This is a genomic window from Alsobacter sp. P4_H11 (genome assembly GCF_056400925.1).
Window position 1 is genome coordinate 396,589 of the sequence record NZ_JBFUKI010000002.1, and the last position, 21,203, is coordinate 417,791.

Below are 21,203 nucleotides of genomic sequence, written 5' to 3' on the forward strand. Positions count from 1 at the left end.
TGGTTATGTATAGACAATTAAACCGGCAAACCGGGAGGCGCGCAACCGAAATGGCGGATCATCGGGAGCGATATGACAGGATCTGGCTCGGCGCGCGACTGCTGACGCTGGACGGAGCCGGGCCGGGCCTCGGCGTGGTCGAAAACGGCGCCGTGGCGTGCCGGGGCGGACGCATCGCGTTCGCGGGGCCGGAGGCGGATCTGCCGGGCGGCTGGGACGCCGCCGAGCGCGTCGCCTGCGAGGGGCGCTGGATCACGCCGGGCCTCATCGACTGCCACACGCATCTGGTTTACGGCGGCGACCGCGCGCAGGAGTTCGAGCTGCGGCTGGCCGGCGCCTCCTACGAGGAGATCGCGCGGGCGGGCGGCGGCATCGTCTCCACCGTGGCGGCGACGCGCGCGGCCGACGAGGACGCGCTCGTCGGCGCCGCCCTGCCGCGGCTCGACGCGCTGTTGGCCGAGGGCGTCACCACGGTCGAGATCAAGTCCGGCTACGGGCTGGATGTCGCGACCGAGATGAAGCAGTTGCGGGCGGCCCGACGGCTCGGCTCCGAGCGCCCCGTATTGGTGACCACGACGCTGCTGGGCGCCCATGCGCTGCCGCCCGAGGCGAAGGGCGACAAGGCCGCCTTCATCGACCTGGTCTGCCGGGAGATGATCCCGGCCGCCGCGAAGGCGGGCCTGGCCGACGCCGTGGACGCGTTCTGCGAAGGGATCGCGTTTTCGACCGACGAGACCGCGCGGGTGTTCGAGGCCGCGAAGGCGGCCGGCCTCCCGGTGAAGCTCCACGCCGACCAGTTGTCCAACCTGCATGGCGCAGGGCTGGCGGCCCACCATGGCGCGCTCTCGGCGGACCACCTGGAGCACACCGACGACGAGGGCGCGGCCGCGATGGCGCGCGCCGGCACGGTTGCGGTGCTGCTGCCGGGCGCGTTCTACTTCATTCGCGAGACCAAGGTTCCGCCGGTGGCGCTTTTTCGCCAGCACGGCGTCCCGATGGCGCTGGCGACGGACTGCAATCCCGGCACCTCGCCGCTCACCTCGCTGCTGCTGACCATGAACATGGCGGCGACGCTATTTCGCATGACGGTCGACGAGTGTCTGGCCGCCGTGACGCGCGAGGCCGCGCGAGCTCTGGGGCGGCTCGACGAGATCGGCACGCTGAGCGTCGGCAAATCCTGCGACCTCGCGATCTGGAATGTCGAGCGGCCGGCCGAGCTGGTCTACCGCATGGGGCTGAACCCCCTTCACGCCCGCGTCTGGAGAGGCCGATGAGCGCCGTCGCACTGGTTCCCGGAGCCATCCCGCTCACCGATCTTCGCCGTGTATACGCTGGAGCGAAAACTGTACTCACGCCGGAATGCCGCGACGCCGTGGACGCGAGCGCGGCGGCGGTGGCGGCCGTGATCGCCAAGGGCGAGCCGGTCTATGGCATCAATACCGGGTTCGGCCGGCTGGCCTCGGTGCGCATCGCGGACGCGGATCTGGCGCAGCTCCAGCGCAACATCGTGCTGTCGCATGCGGCAGGCGTCGGGGAGCCGCTCCCGGCCGCAGTAGTTCGGCTCATCATCGCCCTCAAGGCCGCAAGCCTCGCGCAGGGCGCCTCGGGCGTGCGTTGGACAACCTTGCAGGCGCTCACCGGCCTGCTCGACCACGACATCCTCCCTGTGATCCCGGCCCAGGGATCCGTGGGCGCGTCGGGCGATCTCGCGCCGCTCGCGCACATGACGCTGGCGCTGATCGGCGAGGGCAAGGTCTTCGCCCGCGGCGAGCGGATGCCGGCCGGGCGGGCGCTGGCGGCCGCCGGGCTTGCGCCCGTTGCGCTCGGTCCGAAGGAGGGACTGGCGCTGCTGAACGGCACGCAGGTCTCCACCGCGCTGGCGCTGGCGGGACTGTTTGACGCCGAGCGGGCCTTCCAGGCCGCGCTGGTGACGGGAGCGCTATCCACCGACGCCGCCAAGGGCTCGGACGGGCCATTCGACCCTCGGATTCACGCCTTGCGCCGCCATCGCGGGCAGATCGAGGTGGCGGATGCGCTGCGTGGCCTGATGGCGGGCTCCGCGATTCGCCAGTCGCACCTCGTCGGCGACGACCGCGTGCAGGATCCCTACTGCCTGCGCTGCCAGCCGCAGGTGATGGGGGCCTGTCTCGACCTGCTGCGCCAGGCCGCCGCGACGCTCGAGATCGAGGCCAACGGCGTCTCGGACAACCCTCTTGTGTTCGCGGATACCGGCGAAGTCATCTCCGGCGGCAATTTCCACGCCGAGCCGGTCGCGTTTGCGGCGGACATGATCGCGATGGCGATCTGCGAGATCGGATCGCTGGCCGAGCGGCGCGTCGCCATGCTGGTGGATCCGACGCTGTCGCGGCTACCGGCGTTCCTGACCGCCCATCCGGGCCTCAACTCGGGCTTCATGATACCGCAGGTCACGGCAGCCGCGCTGGTTTCGGAGAACAAGCAGCGCGCCTATCCGGCAAGCGTCGACTCGATCCCGACCTCGGCCAACCAGGAGGATCACGTCTCCATGGCGGCCCATGGCGCGCGGCGCCTGCTGCCCATGGCCGAGAACGCCGTCCAGGTGGTGGCGATCGAGCTTCTGGCCGCCGCGCAGGGCTGCGGCTTCCACGCGCCGCTGCGGTCCAGCCCGGCGCTGGAGCGCGCCGTCGCGGCGCTGCGGGCGATCGTCCCGGCGCTGGGCGAGGACCGCTATTTTGCGCCCGACATGGCGGCCGCGGCCGGCCTCGTCCGAAGCGGGGCGCTCGCGGACGCGGTCGGCCCCGGCCTGCTGCCCCGCCTTGAGGGAGAACGCGCGTGAACGACTGGCTGACCGTCGAGCGGCGCGATGCGCCGCTGCTGCTGAGTATCCCGCACACCGGCACGGCGATCCCTGCGCCCTTCGACCGGGGCCTCGTCTCGCCCTGGCTGGCCCGCAAGGACGCGGACTGGCACATCGAGACGCTCTACGGCTTCGCGCGCGAGCTCGGCGCCACGATCGTCCACACGGCGATCTCGCGCACCGTGATTGACGTGAACCGCGATCCCTCTGGCGCCTCGCTGTATCCCGGGCAGGCCACCACGGAGCTTTGCCCCAGCACGAGCTTCGACGGCGAGCCGCTCTACGAGCCCGGCCACGCGCCCGACGCCGCCTCGATCGCGGAGCGCCGGCGGCTCTATTTCGACCCCTACCATGCGGCCCTCGGGGCCGAGCTGCGGCGGCTGCGCACGATCCACCCCAAGGTCGTGCTGTATGACTGCCACTCGATCCGCTCGGCAGTCCCGCGGCTGTTCGAGGGCGAGCTGCCGAACTTCAACATCGGCACGAACGCCGGCGCGAGCTGCGATCCGGCGCTCACCGCCGCGGTGGAAGCCGCCTGCGACGGCGCGCCGTTCACGCGCGTCACCAATGGCCGCTTCAAAGGCGGCTGGATCACGCGGTTCTTCGGCGCGCCCGAGGGCGGCGTCCACGCCATCCAGATGGAGCTCGCCGGCCGGGGCTACATGCCCGAGACGCCCGGGCCCGTGCGCGAGGGCGAATGGCCGACCGCCTTCGATCCCGCCTACGCGGCCCCGATCACGGCGCGGCTGCGCGCCGCGCTGGAAGCCTGCCTGCACTTCGCCACCGCGCGCTGATTGTTGAGGACCCGCCCATGACCCGCATCGACAACGCCCGCCGCATCAGCGCCCCCCGGGGCACCGAGATCACGGCGAAAAGCTGGCTCACCGAAGCGCCGCTGCGCATGCTGATGAACAACCTCGACGCCGAGGTGGCCGAGCGGCCCGGCGAGCTCGTGGTGTATGGCGGCATCGGCCGCGCGGCGCGCGACTGGGAGAGCTTCGACCGCATCGTGGCGGCGCTGCGGGATCTCAACGCCGACGAGACCCTGCTGGTGCAGTCCGGCAAGCCGGTCGGCGTATTCAAGACGCACCCGGACGCCCCGCGTGTGCTGATCGCCAACTCGAACCTGGTGCCGCACTGGGCCAACTGGGACCATTTCAACGCCCTCGATCGCAAGGGCCTGATGATGTACGGCCAGATGACGGCCGGATCCTGGATCTATATCGGCACGCAAGGCATCGTGCAGGGCACCTACGAGACCTTCGTGGAAGTGGGGCGCCGCCACTATGGCGGCTCGCTGGCCGGCAAGTGGATCCTCACCGCCGGGCTCGGCGGCATGGGAGGCGCGCAGCCGCTGGCCGCCACCATGGCGGGCGCCTCCTGCCTCGCGGTGGAGTGCCAGGCGTCGCGCATCGAAATGCGGTTGCGCACGCGCTACCTCGACGTGCAGGCCAAGGACCTCGACGAGGCGCTGGCCATGATCGAGCAGTCCTGCCGGGACAAGAAGCCGCTCTCGGTGGGCGTGCTCGGCAACGCGGCCGACATCTTCCCCGAGCTGGTGCGCCGAGGCGTGCGGCCGGACGTCGTCACCGACCAGACCTCCGCGCATGACCCGGTAAACGGCTACCTGCCCAAGGGGTGGAGCGTCGCCCAGTGGGAGAGCGAGCGCGAGACCCACCCGCAGCAGGTCGCCACGGCGGCCAAGCGCTCCATGGCCGAGCATGTCCGCGCCATGCTGGACTTCCACCGCGCGGGCGTGCCGACGCTCGACTACGGCAACAACATCCGCCAGGTCGCCAAGGAGGAGGGCGTCGCCGACGCGTTCGACTTCCCGGGCTTCGTGCCCGCCTATATCCGGCCGCTGTTCTGCAGGGGCATCGGGCCGTTCCGCTGGGCCGCGCTGTCGGGCGATCCGGAGGACATCTACCGCACGGACGCCAAGGTGAAGGAGCTGTTGCCCGACAACGCCCACCTGCACAACTGGCTCGACATGGCGCGCGAGCGCATCAGCTTCCAGGGCCTGCCGGCGCGGATCTGCTGGGTCGGCCTCGGCGATCGGCACCGCCTCGGGCTGGCCTTCAACGAGATGGTGGCCAGCGGCGAACTCAAGGCGCCCGTCGTGATCGGCCGCGACCATCTCGATTCAGGCTCGGTGGCGTCCCCGAACCGGGAAACCGAAGCCATGCGGGACGGATCGGACGCCGTGTCGGACTGGCCGCTGCTCAACGCCCTGCTGAACTGCGCATCGGGCGCCACCTGGGTGTCGCTGCATCATGGCGGCGGGGTCGGCATGGGCTTCTCGCAGCATGCCGGCATGGTGATCGTCGCGGATGGCACGCCGGAGGCGGCCAAGCGGATCGAGCGGGTGCTGTGGAATGATCCGGCGACCGGCGTGATGCGTCACGCCGATGCGGGCTACGAGGAGGCGTTGGACTGCGCGCGGGAGCAGCAGCTGAATTTGCCCGGCATTCTCGGCTAATCAGCGAAAATGCGATCTTTCGATGTTCGGCATAATCGAATCTCAACCGGGGTAGGGCATCAATTGACGTGAGTTTAGCCGAACCCACCGCCGGGGAGGGAGACACAATGCCGTTGGACCGCTCGTCGCCCGTGCTCGTGATCGACGACAGCCAGATCATGACCAACATCCTGCGGGGGCTTCTGCATCAGGCAGGCTTTCGCGACGTTGACGTTGCGGTCGGCGCCCAGGCCGGGCTGAACCGTGTGGCGGAGCGCGCATACGGGCTCGTGGTGTGCGACTGGCTCATGCCGCCGCATACGGGCGCGGACGTCAAGAACGCCATGGCGCGGCGCGCGCAGCTCGCCACCATTCCGGTGCTGCTGATCACCGCGCAGACGAAGTCCCATGACGTCTACGGCAATCCGCTCGGCCCCATGATCGTGAAGCCGTTCAACGCCGAGACGCTGGCCGCGCGCATCGACAGCCTGGTGGACGCCCAGGCGGCCTGACCGGCGCCGCATCGCAGCACGTTTGTATAGACAAATAGCAGGGTCCACGCTTGAATGCCCTCATGGTGCGGCCGTCGTGACGGCGGCTTCGAGCGAGGGAGAGCGGGATGCGTAAAGAGTGGATCATGGGAGCGGCGCTTGCGGCCGCGGTCGGGGCGACTTCCCCGGCCATTGCTCAGGAAACCAAGGTCGCGATCGGCATTTCGGGCTGGACCGGCTTCGCGCCGCTGACGCTCGCCAAGGAAGCCGGCATCTTCAAGAAGAACGGCCTCGACGTCACCATCAAGAAGATCCCGCAGGCGAGCCGTCATCTCGCGGTCGCGTCGGGCGACATCCAGTGCGCCGCCACGACGGTCGAGACCTATGTGGTCTGGAACGCGAATGGCGTGCCGATCAAGCAGATCTTCCAGCTCGACAAGTCCTATGGCGCGGACGGCATGGTGACGCGCAACGGCGTCGCATCCATCAAGGACCTCAAGGGCAAGTCGGTGGCGGCCTCCGGCCCCGGCACGTCGCCTTATTTCGTGCTCGCCTGGATGCTGAAGAAGAACGGCCTCACCTCCAAGGACGTCACCATCGTCAACATGGAGCCCGGCCCGGCCGCACAGGCGTTCATCGCCGGCCAGAACGACGCCGCCATGACGTATGAGCCCTATCTGTCCAGCGTCCGCGAAAAGCCGGAAGCCGGCAAGATCATCGCGACCACGCTCGACTACCCGGTCGTCATGGACACGTTCGGCTGCGCGCCGAAGTTCATCGCCGAGAACGAGAAGGCCGTGAAGGCGCTGGCCGACAGCTATTTCGAGGCCCTCGACATGATCGCCAAGGAGCCTGCCAAGGCCAACGAGATCATGGGCGCGGACGTGAAGCAGACCGGCGAGCAGTTCGCGGCGTCGTCTAAATACCTGCGCTGGCAGGACAAGGCCGCCAACAAGGCGTTCTTCACGGGCGATTTCAAAACCTTCTCGAAGGAAGCCGCCGACCTGCTGCTCGAAGCCGGCGTGATCAAACAGATCCCGGATCTCGATGGTCTGGCGGACACCCGCTTCATCCAGTAAGCCGCTCGGGCCGCCCGGACCGGGTTCGGGCGGCCCCTCACTCTCTCCAACGCTCCTGGTCGTCATGCCGCGCCCGCTGGCGCCCATTCCCAACACGCAGCGCGTGTTGCTGGGCGTGTCTTTTTTCGTCCTCTTCGTCGCCTGCTGGGCCTTGGCCACGCTGGGCGGATTCGTGTCCAAGATCTTCCTCGCCGACCCGATCACGATGGTGCAGAACGGCTGGGAGCTGCTGACCAAGTTCGGCTTCGCACGCGATATCGGCATGACGGTGTGGCGCGTGGTCGGAGGCTTCACGCTGGCCGCGTTGGTGGCCGTTCCGCTCGGGATCCTGATGGGGGCCTACAAGCCGGTTGAGGCGTTCTTCGAGCCATTCGTGTCCTTTGCGCGGTACCTGCCGGCTTCCGCCTTCATTCCGTTGCTGATCCTCTGGGCCGGCCTGGGCGAGACCCAGAAGCTGTTGGTGATCTTCATCGGCTCGGTGTTCCAGATCGTCCTGATGGTCGCGGTTGCGGTCGGGGCGACGCGGCGGGACCTCGTGGAGGCCGCCTACACGCTGGGCGCCGGCGACCAGGGAGTGGTCAGGCGCGTGCTGATCCCCGCCAATGCGCCCGAGATCGCCGAGATCCTCCGGCTGGTGCTCGGATGGGCCTGGACCTACGTGATCGTCGCCGAACTCATCGGCTCATCCGAGGGCATCGGCCACATGATCATCGAGAGTCAGTCGTTGATGGCCACCGGCCAGATCATTTTCGGCATCATCGTGATCGGGCTCATCGGCCTGATCTCGGACTTCCTGTTCAAGGCGCTGAACCGCGGCCTCTTTCCCTGGAGGCTGGCGTGAAAAGCGGGTCGCTGTCGATCGAAGCCGTTTCCCGGGTGTTTCCGGGCGTCCATGGCGGGGCGCCGACGCGCGCGCTGGAGCCCACCACGCTCAGCGTCGCTCCCAACGACTTCATCACCATTCTGGGGCCGTCAGGCTGCGGAAAGTCGACGCTGCTGCGCATCGTGGCCGGTCTGGACAGCCCGACGTCCGGGCGCGTCCTGCTGGACGGGCGCGCGGTGACGCGGCCCGGGGCCGACCGCGGCATGGTGTTCCAGAGCTACACGCTGTTTCCCTGGCTCAATGTGTTCGAGAACATCGCGTTCGGGCTCAAGGAGCGCGGCGTGCCGGAAGCCGAGCGCAACGCGATCGTGGAAAGCTACGTCGACAAGGTCGGCCTGCGCGGCTTCGAGCGCCACTGGCCCAAGCAGCTCTCCGGCGGCATGCAGCAGCGCACCGCCATCGCGCGCGCGCTCGCCAACGACCCCGAGATCCTGCTGCTGGACGAGCCCTTCGGCGCGCTCGACAACCAGACACGATCGCTGATGCAGGAGCTGCTGCTCGGCATCTGGGAACGCGAGCGCAAGACGGTGCTGTTCGTCACCCACGACATCGAGGAAGCCATCTTCATGGCGTCCCGCGTGCTGGTGATGAGCGCGCGGCCCGGGCGGATCAAGGCCGACATCGCGGTCGACCTGCCCTACCCGCGTCACTACACGGTGAAAACGACGCCGGAGTTCTCGGCCCTCAAGGCGAGACTTACGGAGGAAATCAGGGCCGAAGCGGTGCTCGCGGCGACGGAGCACTGACGCAAGGCTCTAAAGCTCGTCGTTTTTTGCTGTTTTCGGTTTATCTTAGGGTCAGGCTAAAGCTGAAGTCATACGACGATGCTGCGGCCGGCTCTACTACCGCATGCAACTCTAGGTAAGTTGAAAACGCTGTTATACACGCATTAATAAAGTTGGGGTCCACTCTGCGGCTATCCGCTTCATGACGGATGCGCGGAGGAAACATGACGAAGCTGCTTCACGGATGCGTGGGCGCCGCCCTGGCGGGCCTTTTCACCCTCTCGGGCGCGAGCGCGGGCGAGTGGGCGACCAAGGATGAGGCGCAGGCGATGGTCAAGAAGGCGGTCGCCTTCATCAAGGCCAATGGCGCCCCCAAGGCCTACGAGACTTTCACCAAAAAGACCCCGGACTTCATCGACCGCGACCTCTACGTCGTTGTCTACGGCCTCGACGGCAAGGTCCTGGCGCACGGCGCCAACGACAAGCTCGTCGGCAAGGACCTGCTCGATTCCCAGGACGTGGACGGCAAGTTCTTCGTCAAGGAGCGCGTCGACCTCGCCAAGGCGAAGGGCACGTTCTGGCAGGAATACAAATTCGTGAACCCGGTGACCAAGAAAGTCGAGCCCAAGCAGATGTACTGCGAGAAGCTCGACGAAACCGCGGTTTGCGGCGGCGTCTACAAGCTCTGACGCTTGAACTGACGAAACCCGGACGGCGCGGCCGTTCGGGTCCCCCCCTTTGCCAGCGTTCAACGCCAGGAAGCGTCGTCATGATCCGGTTCAAAGACCTCAGCTTGCGTTGGAAAGTGCTGACCGCTCCGGTCGGCCTCGTTCTGTCCCTCGCCTGCCTGGGCGCGTTCTCGCTTTATGCTTTGGACAAGACACGCGATTCCTTCCAGGACCTCGCGAATGGCCCCATCGCACAGGCCCGCATCGCCGGTGAACTCCAGACCGCCGCATGGGCGACCCATGGCAGGCTCTACCGCCTGACGGCGACGGCCGCCAATGAGAGCGACCAGGCCAAGATCCAGGCCAGCGCCGCCGCGACCCTCGCGGACCTCAAGGCGCTCGGCGAAAAGGTCGCGGCCACGCAGGCGACCTTCGCCAAGGAGGCATCGGAGAACGAGGCCCTGGCCAAGCTCGACGCCGCGATGAAGACCTATTCGCGCCAAGGCAAGAATGTCGCCGACATGGCCGACAGCGACGCCGGTTCCTCGCTGATGTTCATGATGAACGCCGACCGGACGTTCCGGACGCTCGAGGACATCACCGCCAAGCTCGCGGCCGACGCGCAGGCGCGCCAGACGGCCGGAACCGCCGGCATCAACGCCATCGTGGATCGCGAGATGATGCTCGTGATGATCGTCCTGGCGCTGAGCGCGCTGGTCGGACTGGTGAGCGCCCCGATGATCGCCCGCGCGATCAGCCGCCCCGTCAGCGCCATGTCGCGGGCTCTCGAGGATCTCGCAGCCGGGCGCCACGCGCAGCTGGAGAAGGACGATCGCAAGGACGAGATCGGCTCCATGGCGGCGTCCTACCAGGTTCTCGCGCAGGCGCTGGAGCGCCGATCGCACCTGGAGGCGGACAAGGCCCAGGCCGACATCGCCGTGCAGCAGCGCTCGGCCGCGATCGCCGAGATCGTGCGCGAGGTCGCGACCGTGGTGGACGCAGCCGTGGCGGGCGACTTCTCGGCCCGGGCGCAGGCCGCCAATGTCGACCCCGACATCAGCAAGCTCGTGGACGGCATCAACGCCATCAATACGGTGGTGGACCGCGCCACCCGCGATATCGGCGGTGTGCTGGAGGCGCTCGCGCAGGGCGACCTGACCCACATGGTGGAGACAAGCTACAAGGGACGCTTCGGCGAGCTCGCGGCGTCGCTGAACGAAACCGTGGCGCGCCTGTCCGAGACGGTCGAGACCATCCAGTCTACCTCCGTCGACGTGGCGGGCGCCGCGCGAGAGATCACGTCCGGGGCGGACGACCTCTCCAAGCGCACCGAAGACCAGGCGTCGTCGCTGGAACAGACCGCCGCCACCACGGAGGAACTCGCCGCTTCCGTGAAGGCGTCGGCGCAATCTTCCGCGCAGGCCGTGCGGCTGTCCGAGGAAGCCGCGCTGGTCGCGCAGGACGGCGGCGCCATCGTGACGCGGGCGGTGGACGCCATGAGCCGCATCGAGGAGGCGAGCCGCCGCATCTCGGACATCACGACCGTGATCGACGACATCGCGTTCCAGACCAACCTCCTGGCCCTGAACGCCGCCGTGGAAGCCGCTCGCGCGGGCGACGCCGGCAAGGGCTTCGCCGTGGTGGCGTCCGAGGTTCGCACGCTGGCGCAGCGTTCCAGCGAGGCCGCCAAGGACATCACCACGCTGATCAACTCGTCCGACGCCGAAGTCGCAGACGGCGTCCGCCTGGTGCGCTCTGCCGGCGAGGCGTTGGGCAAGATCGTGGACGCATCGCAGCGGGTCGCCGCGACCGTGTCGGAGATCTCGTCCGCGGCGGCCGAGCAGGCCAACGGCATCGACGAGATGAGCCAGGCCGTCGCCCACATGGACGACATGACGCAGCAGAACGCAGCCCTGGCGGAGGAAAGCGCCGCTTCGGCGCAGTCGCTCGCCGGCCAGATCGCCCAGCTGAACCAGCTCGTGGCGACGTTCCGCACCCGCAGGGGCGGGATGGCGGCGGCTTATTCCGCGTCCGCGCCGGTCGCCGGCAGGGCCGCGCCTGCGCCGGCGCCCGCCACCGAGCCGGCGCGGCTTCGCAAGCTCGCCCAGGATGCGTTCTCGAAGCTGACCAAGCCGGCTCGCCCGGTCGTCACGGCCGCCGGAAACGCGCCCGCTCCCGCTGCGCCAGCGCCCGCCAGGGCGAGGCGCGCAGGCGGCGGAACGCAGCCGGGCGCCGGCTGGGACGAGTTCTAGCGTTCTGTCGGCCGCCTGCCGCGCTGGCGCTGACGGCGGCCGATTGATCGCGTTATGATGGCGGCGCACCGGGAGGGGAGCGCGCCGTGATGAAGCTGATCGGGATCAAGGCCTGCGTCTTCGACGCCTATGGGACGCTGTTCGACTTTGCCTCAGCGGCCGCCGGCTGCGCGGATGTTCTGGGCGACCGCGCCGGGCTGCTCACTGCGCTGTGGCGCGACAAGCAGCTGCAATATGCCTGGCTGCGCAGCCTGCAGGGGCGCTACGCGGACTTCTGGCAAGTGACGGGCGATGCCCTGGATTACAGCCTTGATGCGCTCGGGCTCGACCAGCCCGGCCTGCGCGACAGGCTCATGGGCCTTTACGCGACGCTGCGCCCCTTCCCGGAAGTCCCCGCCATGCTGCGCACCCTGAAGGAGCGCGGCTTCGCGACCGCGATCCTGTCCAACGGCTCGCCCGACATGCTGCGCTCGGCCGTGGACGGCGCGGGCGTCGGGCCCTGGCTCGACCACGTGCTCTCGGTCGCGGAGGTGGGCGTCTACAAGCCTCACCCGAGCGTCTACCAGCTCGCGGTGGATCGGCTCGGCGTCAGCCCGGACGCCATCGCGTTCCAGTCGTCCAACGGCTGGGACGCGTATGGGGCTTCGGCGTTCGGGATGCGGGTGGTCTGGTGCAACCGCTACGGCCAGCGGCCCGAGCGGCTGCCGGGCGCGCCCGACCGGGTGATCGCCTCTCTGGCGGAGCTGCCGGACCTCCTCGAAGCGCCCGCGACCTAGCGGGGCGGATTGCGCGGCTGCGCGCGAGGGCGCATGATGCAGCTCGATTCAAACGATTGAAGAGCGCGCAAATGAAGACCCTGGATGTTCTCGCGATGGGCGAACCCATGATGGAGTTCAGCCAGGTCGAGCGCCAGGGCGAGAGCCTCTATCTGCCGGGCTATGGCGGCGACACCTCCAACGCGGCGATCGCGGCGGCGCGCAGCGGCGCAAGGGCGGCCTATTTCACGGCGCTCGGCGACGACCCGTTCGGCCGGCAGATCCTGGCGTTGTGGGACCGCGAAGGCGTGGACCGCTCCACGGTTCTGACCCGCCAGGGCGCGGCGACCGGGATCTACTTCATCAGCCACGACGATGCGGGCCACCATTTTAGCTATTTCCGCGCCGGCTCGGCCGCCAGCCTCGTGGACGCGACCGCGATCCCGGAGGCGCAGATCGCCAGCGCCCGCGTGCTGCATGTCTCGGCGATCAGCCAGGCGATCTCGGACAGCGCCTGCGACGCTGTGTTCCACGCCCTGCGCTGTGCGCGCGAGGCCGGGACCACCGTCTGCTACGACACCAATCTGCGCCTGCGCCTGTGGCCGCTCGACCGGGCGCGCGCGGTGATCCACGCCGCGGTGGCGATGAGCGACATCGCCCGGCCGGGCCTGGACGATGCGCGCAAGCTCACCGGCCTCGACGCGCCGGAGGACATTTGCGCCTTCTACCTGTCGCTGGGCTGCCGCATCGTGGCGCTCACGATGGGGGTCGAAGGCGCGATGGTGGCGACGCCCGGCGAGACCCGCGTGATCCCATGTCACAAGGTCGAGGCCGTGGACGCCACCGGAGCCGGCGACGCGTTCGACGGCGCGTTTCTGGCCGAGTGGCTGCGCGGCGGCGACCCCTTCTCGGCCGCCAACTACGCCAACGCGGCCGCGGCCCTATCGACCACCGGCTACGGGGCGGTCGCGCCCCTGCCCCGCCGGGTCGACGTCGAAGCCTTCATGGCGAGAGCTTGACGGCTGCTCCGGCCGGGCGCGACCCGGACGCGGGATCGTGAGTTGCCGTGATCGCCGCAGCGCGCTTGACTGATCCGGTCGTCGCCCGATGTGGCGATCACGGCCCCCCGCCGCGCCGACGCCTGGAGACACGATGCCGATGTTCCGCCCGCCGCCGATCGCTCCTTCCGAGATCACGCCCCAGTCCGTCTTCCTGGACCGCCGGCGCTTCATGCAGGGCGCCGCCGCTCTCGGGGCGATCGGGGCCAGCGGCGGCAGCGCCTTCGCGGCGCCGGCCGCGCTCGCCGCCCCTCGCAACGCCGCCTTCAGCGTCGACGCCGAGCCCACGCCCAAGAAGCTCGTGACCGGCTACAACAATTACTACGAGTTCGGGACCGGCAAATACGATCCGGCGGCGTCCGCCGACCAGATGAAGACCCGCCCCTGGACCATCGAGGTCGGCGGCGAGGTCGAGAAGCCCCAGACCATCGACATCGAGGCGCTGCTCAAGATGCAGTTGCAGGAGCGCGTCTACCGCTTCCGCTGCGTCGAGGCGTGGTCGATGGTGGTGCCGTGGGTGGGCCTGGAGTTCAACCAGCTCGCCAAGATGGTGGGGCCGACCAGCAAGGCCAAATACGTGAAGTTCACCACCGCGATGCAGCCCGAGACCATGCCGGGACTGCGCGTGCCGGTGCTGGACTGGCCCTATGTGGAGGGCCTGCGCATCGACGAGGCCATGCATCCGCTGACGCTGCTGACCCTGGGCGTGTACGGCGAGATCCTGCCGAACCAGAACGGCGCGCCGGTGCGGATCATCGTTCCGTGGAAGTACGGCTTCAAGAGCGTGAAATCGATCGTCAAGATCGAGTTCGTGGAGAAGCAGCCGGGCACGGCCTGGAACAAGGCCGCCGCCAACGAATACGGCTTCTATTCCAACGTGAACCCGAACGTCGATCATCCGCGCTGGACGCAGAAGCGTGAGCGGGCCCTGCCGGCCCTGTTCGCGAGCCGCCAGACGGAGATCTTCAACGGCTATGGGGATCAGGTCGCGTCGCTCTATGCGGGCATGGACCTGAAGTCGAACTTCTGATGGTGACGCGGCGCATGTGGCGGCTGCAGCCGGCGACGGCCTGATGGCGAACGCAGCCCTTGCCGAAAAGCCGGTTGCGCGGCGCAGCCCGCCGAAGCCCGCGCGTGGTCCCGATTGGGTCCGCTGGTCGAAGCCGGTCGTGCTTTTGGCCGGGCTCATCCCGGTCGCCCGGCTGGTCTATGGGGTATTCTTGAATCCCGATCTGCTGGGCGCCAACCCTGCCGAAACCATCGAGCACACCACCGGCGACTGGTGCCTCTACTTCCTGCTGATCACGTTGTCGGTGACGCCGCTGCGCCGGCTCACCGGCTGGAACTGGCTGATCAAGTTCCGGCGCATGCTGGGGCTCTTCGCCTTTTTCTACGGGTTCATCCACCTGATGGCCTATCTCGGCTTCGACATGGTGTTCGACGCCGAGGCGATCGTGAAAGACATCTGGAAGCGCCCCTTCGTGACCGTGGGGTTCGCCGCGCTGCTGCTGATGACCCCGCTCGCGATCACGTCGACGCGCGGGTGGGTGCTGCGCCTCGGCGGGCCGCGCTGGGCGCGGCTGCACCAGCTCATCTACGTGGTCGCGACGCTTGGGGTGCTGCACTACTGGTGGCTCGTGAAGCGGGACCTGACCTGGCCGATCATCTTCGCGGCGATGCTCGCGATTTTGCTGGGCTGGCGGGTCTACATGAAGGTCCGCAAGCGCCCGAACGCACGGCGCGCCGCCGCCTGAGCGGCGCGCGGCTGTGCGCTTCGGCACGGCGCCTCGCCCCGGTTCATCGCATTCTCGTCTCCATGAAGCCGACGGCTTCGGGAGGACCTGATGAACGCCGCATTGCATCGCCCTGCCGCTCCCCGCGACAGCATCCGCATGATCGCCCGGATCGTGGCGGTGCTCGTGGCGGGCTTCATCACCGGCGCGGGCCTCGGCCTCGGGGCGATGGCGGCTTACGACATGCTGCGCCCGAACGAACCTCTGCTTTACGGTGCAGAGTAGAGCCGCTGACTTTTGCAACCAGGCTTAACCGTGTGATATTCGGTTAAGCTTATCTGGTTACGCTCTGGACACGTTGCTTTAAGGATCGTGTCCAGATGGGTTTTGCAACTTATAGGCGCGTCGCTTTGATCGGCTCGCTTTTTTCCGCGATGACGCCTGCTCATGCGTGGTCTGGCGAAATCACAATTCCCGGCACCGGCGACGGCGTCGAGATGCTTCGCGCGATCGGAACCGCGTTCGCGGGCGAAATGCCCACCGTGACGGTGACGCTGCCGCCGAGCATCGGGTCCGGCGGCGCCGTGGTGGCGGTCGCGTCCGATCGCGAGACCATCGGCCGCGTCGCGCGGCCGCTCTCAGATTCCGAGCGCGCGCAGGGCCTGACGTTGAGCCCCGTCGTGAAAGTGCCTTCGGCATTTTTCACTCATCCCGGCGTGCGGGTGGCAGGGCTGACCAGCGCCCAGCTCGCCGGCATCTATGCGGGCGCGATTTCCAACTGGCAGGACGTCGGCGGCCCGGACATGCGCATCAAGTTGGTGCGCCGCGAGGACGGGGACAGCACGCTGGGCGTGTTGCGCAACTCCATGCCGGGGTGGAAAGAGCTCGTCATCACGTCGAAGTCCAAAACTGCGCTGACCACCCAGGAGGCCGTCGAGACCGTCCGGTCCGTGGAAGGCGCGATCGGCTTCGGTCCTTACTCGGCGCTGCTGCGCGATGCGGTCAACGTCCTCAAGATCGACGATCGGGCGCCCACGGAAACGGCCTATCCGAGCGCGGTGACGATCGGCCTGATCTACAAGCCCCAGACCGTCTCGGCCGAAGCGTCCGCATTCATTCGGTACTCCACCGGCGAGAAGGCCCGACGAATCGTCGGGAGCCTCGGTGGCGTGGCGCCGACGCCCTGACGGCCGCCTTTGCCCCTTCTCCGATCCATCAGCGCAAGGATACTGGCCGTCACCGTCGGGGTGACCGGCCTCGCGCTGGCGGCGCTCGTGGCCGGCACCGTGGTGCGCGTCGATCGGAGCCTGGCTGAGCAATCCACCGAACTGGCTCGCCTTTCGGTGGAGAAGCTGTCGGACGGCATGCGCAGCCAGGCTCACCTGGCGAAGGCGCGTCTCGACACCCTTCAGAAGGACGTCGCCCGCCGGCTCGGCATGGTGGCCCAGCGCACCGACGTGATGCGGGCCGTGCAGTCCCGGAACGTCGCGATCATGAGCGAGACACTGGACGCGGCCGGACGCGCCGCCAATCTGGGGCTGATCGCGGTCGTGGACGACAAGATCCACGTGGTCGGCTCGTCGTCGAAGCAGGCCGACCTGCTTCGGATCGACCAGGAGCTGCGCCGCACCTCCCTGCTCGAGAGCGTCGCCGCTCTGATGGCCGACAACCAGAAATCCGCGCCGCGTTCGCTGAACCAGATGCGGCTGCTCGACGCCGCCACCGCGCACCAGCTCGGCATGGGACAGGCGTCCGTGCTGGCCATGGTCTTCATCGAGCCCGTCTTCGACGACTTCGGCGACGTCATGTCGACGCTGATCGGCTTCCGGCCGCTTCGCTCGCCCGAGACCGTGCTGGACGAATTCTCGCAGCTCACCGGGTCCGGCGTGTTCGTCGAGGTCGAGGAGCAGATCATCTCGGTGGCGGGCGTTCCTCCCGAGGGGCTTCGGCTTCGCCGGATGGACGGCGCGCGCCTGCTCGAAACCGAAAACGGCCTCTATGTCGGCAGCTGCGCGGCGCTGGTCGACACCGTCCGGGTTTGCGCCTTAGCGCCGCGGGGCGACATCTACACGTTGCGCGACGAAACCGTGAGGATCGGCGAAGCCCACGCGCGGCGGCTGAACACCTGGCTGGCGGGCGCAGGCCTGTTTGCGATCGTGCTGGTGGGCTGCCTGATGATGCTGATGGCGGGGCGCATGGCCAAGGCTTTGCGGCAAATCACGGATGCGGTCGCGGCGGTCGCGCAAGGCGACTGGCGGGCCGCCGTGAGCGGAGCCGAGCGCACGGACGAAATCGGCTCCATCGCGCGGGCGGTGCAGCTTGTGCAACGCTCGCTCGAGGAGCGCGACCGGTTGCGGTCCGACGTCGCGGGCGCCGAGCGGGTGCGCAAGCGCAGCGCCTCGCTGGAAGCCGCGATCCAGCGTTTCGACGCCTCCATGCGCTCGGTGATGAACGGCATCCAGGGCTGCGTCCAGTCCATGAACAACTCGGCGCAGAGCCTCGACGGCATCTCGCGCAACGCCCGCGACGAGGCCGGGGTAACGGCTCGCGCCTCCAAGCAGACGACCTCCTCGGTGATGGTCGTGGACGCCGCGACCGGCCAGCTGACCGAAGCGATCCGGAGCGTGTCCGGACGCGTCAGCGCGGCCGCCGACGTGGTGGTGCACGGCAACGACATCGCGCTGGACGCCACCCGCAAGGTCGGCAGCCTGCTTGAGGCGGCCGAACAGATCGGGGCCGTGGTGCGCCTGATCGAGGGGATCGCGTCGCAAACCAACCTGCTCGCCCTCAACGCCACCATCGAGGCGGCGCGCGCGGGCGAGGCCGGCCGGGGCTTCGCGGTGGTGGCCAACGAGGTCAAGGCGCTGGCGGGCGAAACCGGCAAGGCGACGGATGTTATCGCCGGGAAGGTCGCGGCCATCCAGGACGCCACGAACGACGCCGTGCGGTCCATCGACAGGATCGCGCAGTCGTTCTCGGACGTGCTGACGCAGACCACCACCATCCGGCATGTTGTTCGCGACCAGTCCGAGGCCACCGAGCAGATCGCCGGGAGCGTATCCTCGGCCTTTGAAGGCGCGGAGGCGCTCTGCGCAAGCGTCGAAAAGCTGAGCGCCACGGTCGAGGACGCACGGGCTGCGACCGTGGACGTGGTCGGCATGGCGGCGCGCATGACCGACGAGGCCCGCCAGCTGGACCAGGCCGTGCGGTCCTTCCTGGCGGACGTGGCGGCGTCCTGATTCACGAACAAGGTACGCTTCGCCCGCAAGGCAGGCTCGCGGACCGTTGGGCGTCAGGCGCTGCGGCGGCTTCGGACCAGCCGGACCCCATCCAAGATCCGCTCGCGCCATGTCGGCGCCGAGGGCTTGATGGTGAACGGGTCGGCGAAGCAGGCAGCCCCGGCTTGTTCGGCCAGCGCCGCGACAGCCTCCGCCATCGCGGGAGCGCCGGCCACATGGACGGTAGCGCTTGGATCGAGCGGCGGCAGAGCGTCGGTGGGACGTCCGGCCTGGATGTCCGCAAAGGCGGGCGCGCCGCTGCAGGTGAGCGTCAGGTCGCGGACGCCCCGCGCAGCCAGCCACGCGAAGGCGTGGCGCATGTAGAGATCCAGGGGGTCACGCGCGCCGGCGATCATCGTCAGGGGCCGGTCGGGCTGGCCCAGGCGGGCCGCCACCGCGATCGACCAGATCGGCGCGAAGCCGGTGCCGCTCGCGACCAGCACCAGCGGCCCGGAGCCCTGGCGCAGCCACGCGTGGCCAAACGGGCCGCGCACCTTCAGGCGCGCGCCCTCCCGGAGGGTTGAGCCGAGCGCGCCCGACAGCCGCCCGCCGGGATAGCGGCGGATGTGGAAGTAGAGCCGGTTCTCATGGGCCTCACCGCCGAGCCCGAGCGTGGGGCTGTAGTCCCGCTCCGGGAGGCCCTTGAAGCCGAGCTTCACGTATTGGCCGGGCAGGTAGCGGAGGGGGGCGTCGGTCTCGATCACCACCTCGACGATGGAGGGCGACAGCGGCCTGATCGCGTAGATCACGCCGGCGCGCGTCGCAACCGCCGGGACCTCCTCGAAGGTGATCGCGGCCGGACCCGTAATGGTGGCCTGGCAGCCCAGCACGGTGTCGCGCACACGCGTGCCGTTGTCGTCGACGCCGGACGGCGCCGTCACCCGGCAGGTTTCGCACTGGCCTGTGCAGCAATCATGCGGCATCGGGATGCGAGCCGCCAAGGCGGCGTCCAGCAGGGTGGCGCCGATATGCGCCGCCACGGTTCGTCCGTTGATGCTGATTTGAGCTGTCGACGACATGCGAGACGTATTCCCGAGCGAAGCGCGCCAGATGGCGGGTGGAGGCCGGCGGCTGGCCGGCCTGAGCCTCACGGCATGGACAGCACCACCGGCCGCATGTGCCGGGTGTGGCGTGTCTGGTTGTGGTCGAAAGCCGAGACATAAACGTAGATCGGCTTGTCCTTCTTGAAAGCGATGTCGAACTTGCTGCCGGTCTGGAGCGCCCGGCTGGTCTCCAGCGTCCAGAAGCCGTCCTTCCAGCTCGCGGACCCGAGAATGTCGGCGCGATCGCCCGCATAAGCGCCCTGGATCAGGACGCCCGGCATCACGGTCCCGACCGGGATCTTGTCGTCCAGCTCCTTGCTGTAGGGAACGACCTCGTCCTCGGTCATCCACCAGCGCGAGCCCTCGTCGTTGCTCTTGTTGACGTCGAGATGCAGCGCCCCCATCGCCCGCGTGGTGGCGGCCGGATCCTTCGGCAGCTTCAGAAGGCCAACCGGTCCGCGGAAGCCACCCGGCGCTTCGGGCTTGTAGTTGTAGACGTAGAAGCCCTTGCCGGGGTCGTTGTCGTATCCGGCCTGATAGCGCGCCTTGCCGGCCTTCATGGCCTCGTTGGCTTCGTTTGGCGGGCCAAAATACATGTCGTCGACACGGCCCAGCATGCCGCCGCGCGAGGCTTTCCATTGCCACACATCGGCGTATTCGCCATCCGTCGTGTAGTGATAGCCACGACCATGGACGGGCTTGGGCGCGCCCGGGAGCGGGTTGGGACCCATATGGGTCGAGCCGCCGTTCCCGAACGCGTCCGAATGCGTGAACATCACCGCGAACTTGTCTTCATAGAAATCGGTGACGTCGGCGATGTCGGCGTCGTGGCCGAGCATGCGCCAGCCGTCCTCACGCTTGATCAGCGGCAGGCGCATCAGCGAGCGGGTGGGATCCTCCCAGCGAAACGCGAAGTAGATCTTCCGCCCGTCCTCGACCGCGCGGATCTCGACGGTTGATTGTCCCGGGCGACCGATGGTCGAGCCCTGCTCGGTGCGCACGCGCACCGGCCGGGCCGCGGACCAGACTGCCTCGTCGAGCTTGCCGTCGAGCGTGGGGGCGCTGGTCACATGCGCGACCGCGAGCGTGTCGCGGGTCGTGAGATCGATCGCCACCGCCCCGGCCGCGACCGGGACGCCGACCGCCGCCGCGATCAAGAAGGGCCGCGGGCGTAGCGCCTTGGTTTTCGCCAGCGCGGTCGGCTTGAACAGCCGCACCAGCTGGTCGAGGCCGCCATACATGAAATGCGTGAACACGTGGACGCCGATATAGATCAGCGTTCCGGTGGCCAGCAGGCCGTGCACCGGAATGATCCAGCCGCCAAACCCGACATAAAGCGCCACGCCGGTCGCGGCGAGCGCCGCCAGCACGGCATAGATCACCCAGTGCAAAATGACGTTGAGGGCGTTCCAGCGCAGGCGCGGGGCGGCCGGGAGGGTGAGCACGCGTGCGCGCGCGGGCGCGATGGGGGCGAGCAGGCCCGCGCGCTTCATGTAGACCGCGTACGCGGTCGCGCAGAAAAACAGCCCCAACCCGGCGATGAAGTGCCAGGTCCAGATTTCGCCCTGGGGGAGGATGGACCAGAGCGCCTTGCCGACGATGGAATCGGGCGAGTCGCCGCCGATGCGCAGGCCGGTGGCGAGGCTCACCACCACGGCGATCGCGGTGGCCCAGTGCAGCACGATGGTCCCGACGTCGGAGCGTGGCTTGGAGGGGGCGCGCTGCCCGGCCGCGCCAGCGTTGACGGGCCGTGCGCCCTCAGAGGTCGCGGCCGGGGTCACGAACTCGTTCATGCAATTTCTCCGTCAATCAATTCGTGTCTGCAACCGACCCAGGCCAATGTGGCCAGAGCTTGTACACTGATCGCGCCAAGCACTGCGCCGACTTGGCATCGTCGTTTTCTGACATTGAATTCACAGTAGGCTATTATCCTTGATGCAATAT

At 68.4% G+C, this 21,203-nt stretch carries 19 protein-coding genes; 17 read left to right on the forward strand and 2 right to left on the reverse strand.

Annotated elements, in window-relative coordinates:
• The first annotated feature begins 50 nt into the window (after positions 1 to 50).
• From hutI to AC1DSZ_RS05290, 17 genes are all read left to right on the forward strand, one after another.
• Positions 51 to 1,274, forward strand: coding sequence for an imidazolonepropionase (hutI, locus tag AC1DSZ_RS05210; RefSeq protein WP_476837314.1), 1,224 nt, complete (start codon positions 51 to 53; stop codon positions 1,272 to 1,274).
• On the forward strand, positions 1,271 to 2,815 hold the full coding sequence (hutH, locus tag AC1DSZ_RS05215; protein WP_476837315.1) for a histidine ammonia-lyase: 1,545 nt from the start codon (positions 1,271 to 1,273) through the stop codon (positions 2,813 to 2,815). The genes hutI and hutH overlap by 4 nt, the downstream gene beginning before the upstream one ends.
• Positions 2,812 to 3,630, forward strand: coding sequence for an N-formylglutamate deformylase (hutG, locus tag AC1DSZ_RS05220; RefSeq protein WP_476837316.1), 819 nt, complete (start codon positions 2,812 to 2,814; stop codon positions 3,628 to 3,630). Before hutH ends, hutG begins: the two co-directional genes overlap by 4 nt.
• A gap of 17 nt (positions 3,631 to 3,647) precedes the next feature.
• A complete protein-coding gene (gene hutU, locus AC1DSZ_RS05225; RefSeq protein WP_476837317.1) occupies positions 3,648 to 5,315 on the forward strand; it encodes a urocanate hydratase in 1,668 nt (555 codons plus the stop codon).
• A 107-nt stretch (positions 5,316 to 5,422) separates the two neighbouring features.
• Positions 5,423 to 5,806 (forward strand): response regulator, encoded by a 384-nt coding sequence (locus AC1DSZ_RS05230; protein ID WP_476837318.1) that lies wholly within the window; start codon positions 5,423 to 5,425, stop codon positions 5,804 to 5,806.
• 107 nt (positions 5,807 to 5,913) lie between these two features.
• Complete coding sequence (locus AC1DSZ_RS05235; protein ID WP_476837319.1) at positions 5,914 to 6,864, forward strand: ABC transporter substrate-binding protein; 951 nt, start codon at positions 5,914 to 5,916, stop codon at positions 6,862 to 6,864.
• Positions 6,865 to 6,928: 64 nt separating this feature from the next.
• On the forward strand, positions 6,929 to 7,705 hold the full coding sequence (locus AC1DSZ_RS05240) for an ABC transporter permease (RefSeq protein WP_188515820.1): 777 nt from the start codon (positions 6,929 to 6,931) through the stop codon (positions 7,703 to 7,705).
• Positions 7,702 to 8,493, forward strand: a complete 792-nt coding sequence (locus AC1DSZ_RS05245) for an ABC transporter ATP-binding protein (RefSeq protein ID WP_476837320.1) — start codon at positions 7,702 to 7,704, stop codon at positions 8,491 to 8,493. The genes AC1DSZ_RS05240 and AC1DSZ_RS05245 overlap by 4 nt, the downstream gene beginning before the upstream one ends.
• Positions 8,494 to 8,696: 203 nt before the next feature.
• Complete coding sequence (locus tag AC1DSZ_RS05250; protein ID WP_476837321.1) at positions 8,697 to 9,161, forward strand: cache domain-containing protein; 465 nt, start codon at positions 8,697 to 8,699, stop codon at positions 9,159 to 9,161.
• An 80-nt stretch (positions 9,162 to 9,241) separates the two neighbouring features.
• On the forward strand, positions 9,242 to 11,392 hold the full coding sequence (locus tag AC1DSZ_RS05255; protein WP_476837322.1) for a methyl-accepting chemotaxis protein: 2,151 nt from the start codon (positions 9,242 to 9,244) through the stop codon (positions 11,390 to 11,392).
• A gap of 89 nt (positions 11,393 to 11,481) precedes the next feature.
• Positions 11,482 to 12,168 (forward strand): haloacid dehalogenase type II, encoded by a 687-nt coding sequence (locus AC1DSZ_RS05260; RefSeq protein WP_476837323.1) that lies wholly within the window; start codon positions 11,482 to 11,484, stop codon positions 12,166 to 12,168.
• Positions 12,169 to 12,239: 71 nt separating this feature from the next.
• Positions 12,240 to 13,166: a sugar kinase gene (locus tag AC1DSZ_RS05265; RefSeq protein WP_476837324.1), complete on the forward strand. Its 927-nt coding sequence runs from the start codon at positions 12,240 to 12,242 to the stop codon at positions 13,164 to 13,166.
• Positions 13,167 to 13,299: 133 nt separating this feature from the next.
• On the forward strand, positions 13,300 to 14,235 hold the full coding sequence (gene msrP / locus AC1DSZ_RS05270) for a protein-methionine-sulfoxide reductase catalytic subunit MsrP (protein ID WP_476837325.1): 936 nt from the start codon (positions 13,300 to 13,302) through the stop codon (positions 14,233 to 14,235).
• Between the two features lie 43 nt (positions 14,236 to 14,278).
• Entirely contained in the window at positions 14,279 to 14,959 is a 681-nt protein-coding gene (locus AC1DSZ_RS05275) for a protein-methionine-sulfoxide reductase heme-binding subunit MsrQ (RefSeq protein ID WP_476837326.1), read from the forward strand.
• Between the two features lie 90 nt (positions 14,960 to 15,049).
• Positions 15,050 to 15,223 carry a hypothetical protein gene (locus AC1DSZ_RS05280; RefSeq protein ID WP_476837327.1) on the forward strand — a complete coding sequence of 58 codons (174 nt, stop codon included), beginning with the start codon at positions 15,050 to 15,052 and terminating at the stop codon, positions 15,221 to 15,223.
• A 149-nt stretch (positions 15,224 to 15,372) separates the two neighbouring features.
• Positions 15,373 to 16,125 carry a PstS family phosphate ABC transporter substrate-binding protein gene (locus tag AC1DSZ_RS05285; RefSeq protein WP_476837422.1) on the forward strand — a complete coding sequence of 251 codons (753 nt, stop codon included), beginning with the start codon at positions 15,373 to 15,375 and terminating at the stop codon, positions 16,123 to 16,125.
• Positions 16,126 to 16,134: 9 nt separating this feature from the next.
• Positions 16,135 to 18,177, forward strand: coding sequence for a methyl-accepting chemotaxis protein (locus tag AC1DSZ_RS05290; RefSeq protein WP_476837328.1), 2,043 nt, complete (start codon positions 16,135 to 16,137; stop codon positions 18,175 to 18,177).
• Between the two features lie 53 nt (positions 18,178 to 18,230).
• Here the strand turns inward: AC1DSZ_RS05290 and AC1DSZ_RS05295 are convergent, their stop codons facing one another.
• Together AC1DSZ_RS05295 and AC1DSZ_RS05300 are read right to left on the reverse strand one after the other, a co-directional pair.
• Positions 18,231 to 19,235 (reverse strand): 2Fe-2S iron-sulfur cluster binding domain-containing protein, encoded by a 1,005-nt coding sequence (locus AC1DSZ_RS05295; protein ID WP_476837329.1) that lies wholly within the window; start codon positions 19,233 to 19,235, stop codon positions 18,231 to 18,233.
• A gap of 68 nt (positions 19,236 to 19,303) precedes the next feature.
• Positions 19,304 to 21,052, reverse strand: coding sequence for an ethylbenzene dehydrogenase-related protein (locus AC1DSZ_RS05300; RefSeq protein ID WP_476837330.1), 1,749 nt, complete (start codon positions 21,050 to 21,052; stop codon positions 19,304 to 19,306).
• Positions 21,053 to 21,203: the final 151 nt, after the last annotated feature.